Annotated in this window: 5 protein-coding genes; 1 reads left to right on the forward strand and 4 read right to left on the reverse strand. The window is 72.4% G+C overall.

Annotation, left to right across the window (positions count from 1 at the left end; translation table 11 throughout):
• Positions 1-118: 118 nt before the first annotated feature.
• Positions 119-1,129 carry a metal ABC transporter solute-binding protein, Zn/Mn family gene (locus tag LCD35_RS21560; protein WP_224961961.1) on the reverse strand — a complete coding sequence of 337 codons (1,011 nt, stop codon included), beginning with the start codon at positions 1,127-1,129 and terminating at the stop codon, positions 119-121.
• 244 nt (positions 1,130-1,373) lie between these two features.
• The gene (locus LCD35_RS21565) at positions 1,374-2,426 is read right to left on the reverse strand and encodes an ABC transporter ATP-binding protein (protein WP_304621314.1); all 1,053 of its coding nucleotides are present in this window, start codon (positions 2,424-2,426) and stop codon (positions 1,374-1,376) included.
• A gap of 187 nt (positions 2,427-2,613) precedes the next feature.
• On the opposite strand from LCD35_RS21565, the gene LCD35_RS21570 reads away from it, so the two are divergent.
• On the forward strand, positions 2,614-3,714 hold the full coding sequence (locus LCD35_RS21570; protein WP_224960801.1) for a LacI family DNA-binding transcriptional regulator: 1,101 nt from the start codon (positions 2,614-2,616) through the stop codon (positions 3,712-3,714).
• Positions 3,715-3,751: 37 nt separating this feature from the next.
• Here LCD35_RS21570 and LCD35_RS21575 read toward each other — a convergent pair whose 3' ends face one another.
• Together LCD35_RS21575 and LCD35_RS21580 are read right to left on the reverse strand one after the other, a co-directional pair.
• Positions 3,752-5,344: a polyamine aminopropyltransferase gene (locus tag LCD35_RS21575; RefSeq protein WP_224978231.1), complete on the reverse strand. Its 1,593-nt coding sequence runs from the start codon at positions 5,342-5,344 to the stop codon at positions 3,752-3,754.
• A 25-nt stretch (positions 5,345-5,369) separates the two neighbouring features.
• Positions 5,370-5,795, reverse strand: coding sequence for a DUF350 domain-containing protein (locus LCD35_RS21580; RefSeq protein ID WP_224960807.1), 426 nt, complete (start codon positions 5,793-5,795; stop codon positions 5,370-5,372).
• Between the last annotated feature and the right edge of the window lie 207 nt (positions 5,796-6,002).

Below are 6,002 nucleotides of genomic sequence, written 5' to 3' on the forward strand. Positions count from 1 at the left end.
CGCCCCGGCGCGGCGGGGGCGCGCCCCCCCCCCGGGGGGGGCCCGCGCGGGGGGGGGGGGGGGGGGGGGGGGGGGGCGGGGCGCCCCCCCCCCCCCCCCCCCCCCCCCCCCCGCCGGGTCAGGCCTGGCCGCTCAGCGCGGTCTGCAGCGCCGAGATCTGACCGTCCATCCACCGCACGTAGTCCTGGTCCTGCGGCAGCGTCTCGGTCATCTCGACGACCGGGGTCCGATTCTGCTCCGCGCCCTTGCGGACGGATTCGGTGACCGGCGATTCGGTCTGCGGGTTGTAGATGACGGCGGCGGCCTGCTTGGAGTTCACCGCGTTCTGGATCTCCGCGACGGAGGCGGCGGACGGGTCGTTGCCGTCCTCGACGGAGTTCACGAAGGACTGCGGGGTGATGTCGGTGAGCCCGGCCGCCTCGACGAGGTAGTGCGCGACGGGTTCGGTGACGATGACCTTCTTGCCGTGCTCGGTGGCGGAGATCTGCTGCACCCGGCCTTCGAGGCCGCCGATCTGCTCGCCGAAGCGGGCGGCGCCGTCGCGGAAGGCCTGCGCCTTCTCCGGCTGGAGCTCGCCGAGCTCGTCGGCGACGCGGTCGGCGGTCTCACGCACCACGTGCAGGTCGTACCAGACGTGCTCGTTCACCGAGTGGTCGTGGTGGTGGCCTTCGTGGCCGTGCGCTTCCCCGGCGTGCTCGGCGCCTTGCTCCTCGGCCGGTTCGGACCCGTGCTCCTCGGCCGCGTGGTCGCCGTGCTCGTGCTCGCCCTCGAAGGCCTGCACGGTCGGCTTCTCGCCGCCGGCGCCGAGGATCTTCTCGGCGAACTCGTCGTAGCCGCCGCCGTTGAGCAGCACCAGGTCGGCCTCGCTGAGCTTCGCCGCGTCCTGCGGGCTGCTCTCGTAGGAGTGCGGGTCGGCCGCGGGGTCGTCGATGATCGATTCGACGTCGACGTCCTGGCCGCCGACGGCCCTGGCGACGGAGGCCCAGACGTTGGTGGTGGCGACGACCTTGAGCTTGCCGTCGTCGGTGCTCTGGCCGGAGTCGCCGCAGGCGCCCGCGGTCAGCGCGACTACGGCGAGCCCGGTCAGCGCGGCACCGCCGCGGCGGGCACGTCGGGTGAAGACGGTCATGAACGCACTCCTCGGGGAACGCACCGTGGTGGTGGGCGGCCTGGGGCCGAGTTCGGCGACGACCGCAAACGGAAACCGTTGTCATGTGCAGCGTACGCCGGGGGGACCGGGGAAGTGCTCGAACGGGTGGGCCGACCGTGGTGAACATGACAACGTTTCGCATTATCGCGCCGCGGGACTCGCCCTGTTCCACCGCGCCGGGTGAACGGCCCGTTCGTCCAACGAGATCGGACAGGCGGTCCGTTCACTCCGTCAGCGCTGGGTGAACGGCTCGTTCGTCCCATCGGAACGGCGGGGTGCGGCCGTCGGTGCGGACCACGAACCGCTGCGGCTCCCCGGCGATCTGGATGCTGCCGTGCACCAGGGCGTCCGCGCCGAGCTCCTCGACGAGCTCGACGGTCATCGTCATGGCCTTCTCGTCCTCGCCGGAGACCAGGCTCAGCGCCTCCGGGCGCACGCCGAAGGTCACCTCCTGCAGCCCGTCGGCCGCGGACAGCGCGGCGCGGGGCAGCGGGATGGTCTGCCCGTCGAGCTCGGCGCCCGCCGCGGACAGCGGCACCGTCTTGAGGTTCATCGCGGGCGAGCCGATGAACCCGGCGACGAACGCGTTGCGCGGGTTCTCGTACAGCTCGCGCGGGCTGGCGACCTGCTGGAGCAGCCCGTCCTTGAGCACCGCGACCCGGTGGCCCATGGTCATGGCCTCGACCTGGTCGTGCGTGACGTAGATCGTGGTGGTGGCCAGCCGCTTCTGGAGCGCGGCGATGTTGGCGCGGGTCTCCACGCGCAGCTTCGCGTCCAGGTTGGACAGCGGCTCGTCCATCAGGAAGACGCTGGGCTCGCGGACGATGGCGCGGCCCATCGCGACGCGCTGGCGCTGGCCGCCGGAGAGCGCCTTGGGCTTGCGGTCCAAGTACTTCTCCAGGTCGAGCATCTTCGCGGCCTCGGTGACCTTGGCCCGGATCTCGTCCTTGGGCGTCTTGCGCAGCTTCAGCGCAAAGCCCATGTTGTCGGCGACCGTCATGTGCGGGTACAGCGCGTAGGACTGGAAGACCATCGCGATGTCGCGCGCCTTCGGCGGGGTGTTGGTGACGTCCTGGCCGCCGATGGTGATGGCGCCTTCGTCCACCTCCTCCAGGCCGGCGAGCATCCGCAGCGCGGTCGACTTGCCCGAGCCGGAGGGTCCGACCAGGACCAGGAACTCTCCGTCGTCGATCTGCAGATCGAGTGCGTTGACGGCTCGCACCGGTGGGTTACCCGGGTAGAGGCGGGATGCCTGGACGTATGCAACCTCGGACATCTGGGACGCACCTTTCACTGACTCGGGTTAAGCACAACGTAGCGCTTAACCGAGTTAAGGTCATCCCCTTCCTCGAACCGGTTCGGAAAGTGATCATGCGACTACTCGTGGTGATCGTTGCCGATCGGCAATGGGATCTGCATCTCGGCGGCTTCACCGCCGGGTACTGAACCGTTACGGTTCCTCCATGGCTCGGTCAACGAATGCCCGACGGCCTGCGACGCTGGCTTCGCTGGCGGCGGAGCTCGGGGTCTCCAGGACCACGGTGTCGAACGCGTACAACCGCCCGGACCAGCTCTCGCCGGAGCTGCGGAAGCGGGTGCTCGACACCGCGCGCAGGCTCGGCTACCCGGGCCCCGACCCGGTCGCGCGCTCGCTCCGCACCCGGAAGGCCGGGGCGGTCGGGCTGCTGCTCACCGAGAACCTCTCCTACGCGTTCCGCGACCCCGCCGCGATCCAGTTCCTCGAAGGGCTCGCGCTGGCCTGCGAGGACGCCGGGCACGGACTGCTGCTCATCCCGGCCAGCCCGGAGCGCGAGGACGTCGCCTCGGTGCACCGCGCCGGCGTCGACGGGTTCGTCGTGTACTCGGTGCCCGACGACGACCCGCACCTGGCCGCCGTGCTCGAACGCCCGGTGCCGGTGGTGATCTGCGACCAGCCGCGCATCGACCAGCTGGACTGGGTCGGCCCGGACGACGAGGGCGCGGTGCGGGTCCTCGCCGAGCACCTGATCGGCCTCGGGCACCGCCGCATCGGGGTGTCCTGCATGCGCCTGGCGCGCGGCCGCAACGACGGCGTCGCCTCCGTGCACCGGCAGGCGAACGCCAGCTTCCACGTCCAGCGCTCCCGGCTGACCGCGCTCGCCGCCGCGTTCAGCGAAGCCGGGGTCGACTGGGCGCAGGTGCCGGTGGTGGAGCGCTTCGACCACAGCACGGAATCCGGCGCCTCCGCCGCGGCCCAGCTGCTGGAGATCGACCCGGAGATCACCGCGATCATCTGCACCTCCGACATACTGGCCCTCGGCGCGCTGGAGGAGGCGCGGCGCCGCGGCGTGCGGGTGCCCGACGACCTCACCATCACCGGTTTCGACGGCATCGACGACGCCGAGCGGGTCGGCCTGACCACGGTCCGCCAGCCGGTGCTGGAGAAGGGCCGCGCCGCGGGCCGCCTGCTGCTGGACACCAGCGAACCCGGCAGGCCGCGGGACGTGCTGCTGGAGACCCAGCTGATGACCGGCACCACCGCCGCCCCGCCCCGCTCCGCGGAGGAGCGCTGGTTCGGCCCGTGATCGCCGAGGGCCCGCCGACCGATGGGCCCGGGGTGCGTCAGTAGTTGCGCCACTCGTCCTGCACGTAGTGCAGGATCGTCGGGTGCAGCAGCGTCGACGGGGTCAACCCGGTGATGCGCGCGCGGTCCGGCGGGAACGCGGCGGCCGCGGCCAGCGTCCGCTCGTCCAGCGAGCGCAGCGGCGGGACGTCCGCGGGCAGCCGCAGCTCGGGCGCCGGACCGGCGGTGGCCAGGTGGAAGCCCCACTCGCCGAAGCTCGGCACCGAGACCTGGTACGGCGTGGTGCCCAGCCCGGCCTCCCGCATCGTCGCCTCGATCGCCCAGAACGCCTTCGGCGCGAAGTACGGTGAGCCCGCCTGCACGGCCACCCGCGCGTGCTCGGCCATCGAACTCCGCACCAGCCCGTAGAACTCCGCGGAGTACAGCTTCGCCGTCGCCGTCGAATCCGGGTCCGGCATGTCCACGACCACCGCGTCGAACCGCTGCCGGTCGTCCCGCAGCCAGGCGAAGGCGTCCGCGGAGACCAGGTGCACCCGCGGGTCCTCGAACGCACCGCCGTTCAGCTCGGACACCCGCGGGTCGGTGCGGGCCAGCCGCGGGACCGCCGGATCCAGCTCCACCAGGGTCACGTCCCGCACGTCCGGGTAGCGCAGCACCTCGCGCAGCGCCAGCCCGTCGCCGCCGCCGAGGACCAGCACGTGCGAACGGGGCCCGGCCAGCACCGGGTGCACCAGCGCCTCGTGGTACCGGTACTCGTCGACCGAGCTGAACTGGAGGTCCCCGTTCAAGTACAGCCGGGTGTCCGGGTCGCCGTCCAGCGGGAACGACTCGGTCAGCACGATCTCCTGGTACGGGGTGCGCATCGACTGCACCACCGGGTCCCGGTACAGCGCCTGCCGCGCCGTCACCTCGAACTCGTCGGACAGCAGCCACGCCGTCCCGAGCACGCCCGCCACCAGCACCGAACCCGACACGAGCAGCAGCACCGCCCGCTTCGACAGCTCGCGGCGGAACACCGCCAGCACCAGGCCCAGCCCGGCCGCCGCGTTGAGCATCCCCACCAGCAGCGCGCCCTGCAGCTGCCCGAACACCGGCAGCAGCACGAACGGGAACGCCAGGCCGCCGAGCAGCCCGCCCACGTAGTCGGCGGCGAACAGGTCGGCCACCGCCGAACCCGCATCCTGCTTCCGGATCCGCTGCAGCAGCACCATCAGCAGCGGGATCTCCGCACCGATCAGCAGCCCCAGCACCAGGGCCGTCACCACCAGCGCCGGCGTGTACAGGCTCAGCCAGGCGAACGCGGCGTACAGCAGCAGCACGCTGAGCCCGCCGATCAGCGCGAGCAGCACCTCCACCGCGGCGAACGCCGCCGCGGCCCAGCGCTGCAGCGGTTTCGCCGCGAGCGCGCCCACGCCCATCGCGAACACCATCAGCGACAGCACGATCGACGCCTGCCCGACGGTGTCGCCGATCAGGTAGCTGCCGAGCGCGACGAGCGCCAGCTCGTACACCAGGCCGCACGCGGCGCACAGGAACACCGCCACCAGCACCGCGGTGCGGGCGGCGCGGCCGCGCGGCGCGGGTTCCGCCTGCGCGCGGGTGGGGGAGTCCAGGTCGGTCTCGGTGGTCATCGGGATCGGCTCGCTCGCCCGGGCGTCACCAGATGGCGGCGGCCATCAGCACCGCGATCACCACGTGCGCGGCCGCCGACACCCACGTGCCGGGGTGCATGGTGTCCGCGGCCAGCTCGTCGCCCAGCCTGCCGGGGGTGAGGGCGTCGATGAGCAGGAAGGACAGGCTCATCAGCACCAGCCCGAGCAGCCCGTACACGACGGTGCCCACCAGCCCGAGCAGCAGGTCGTCGGCGCTGGCCGCGATGGCGGTGGTGAGGATGATGCCGACGCCGACCAGCCCGGACACCAGCAGCAGCGCCGCGTTCGGGTTGCGCCGCACCCAGATCAGGTCGCGCAGCCTGCCGGGCGTGGCGAGGTCCACCAGCAGGTAGCCCAGCGCCATCATCAGCGTGCCGATCACGCCGTAGGCGACCGCCGCGAGCAGGCCGGAGAGCAGTTCCTGGAGCAAGGTCGTTCCATCCTTCTCGTTCGTCGGGAGCCGTTCGTCGGAGGTCGCGCACGCCGCGCCGGAGGCCGCCCGCGGCCCGGGGAGCGCCTACTTGCCGGAGCCCGGCCCGGCCCCCCCCCCCCGCCCCCCCCGCACCTCGCCTCCCCACCCCCCACGACCGGGGGTTCGGATGCGGGCACTGCTGGCCACCATGGGAACGCGCGGCGA

This window comes from Saccharopolyspora sp. 6V (assembly GCF_020176785.1).
Lineage (GTDB): Bacteria > Actinomycetota > Actinomycetes > Mycobacteriales > Pseudonocardiaceae > Saccharopolyspora_C > Saccharopolyspora_C gregorii.

Excerpts from the sequence above, each read along its gene's own strand:
- LCD35_RS21560 (WP_224961961.1), bottom strand. The coding sequence starts at position 1,129 with ATGACCGTCTTCACCCGACGTGCCCGCCGCGGCGGTGCCGCGCTGACC.
- LCD35_RS21565 (WP_304621314.1), bottom strand. The coding sequence starts at position 2,426 with ATGTCCGAGGTTGCATACGTCCAGGCATCCCGCCTCTACCCGGGTAAC.
- LCD35_RS21570 (WP_224960801.1), top strand. The coding sequence starts at position 2,614 with ATGGCTCGGTCAACGAATGCCCGACGGCCTGCGACGCTGGCTTCGCTG.
- LCD35_RS21575 (WP_224978231.1), bottom strand. The coding sequence starts at position 5,344 with ATGACCACCGAGACCGACCTGGACTCCCCCACCCGCGCGCAGGCGGAA.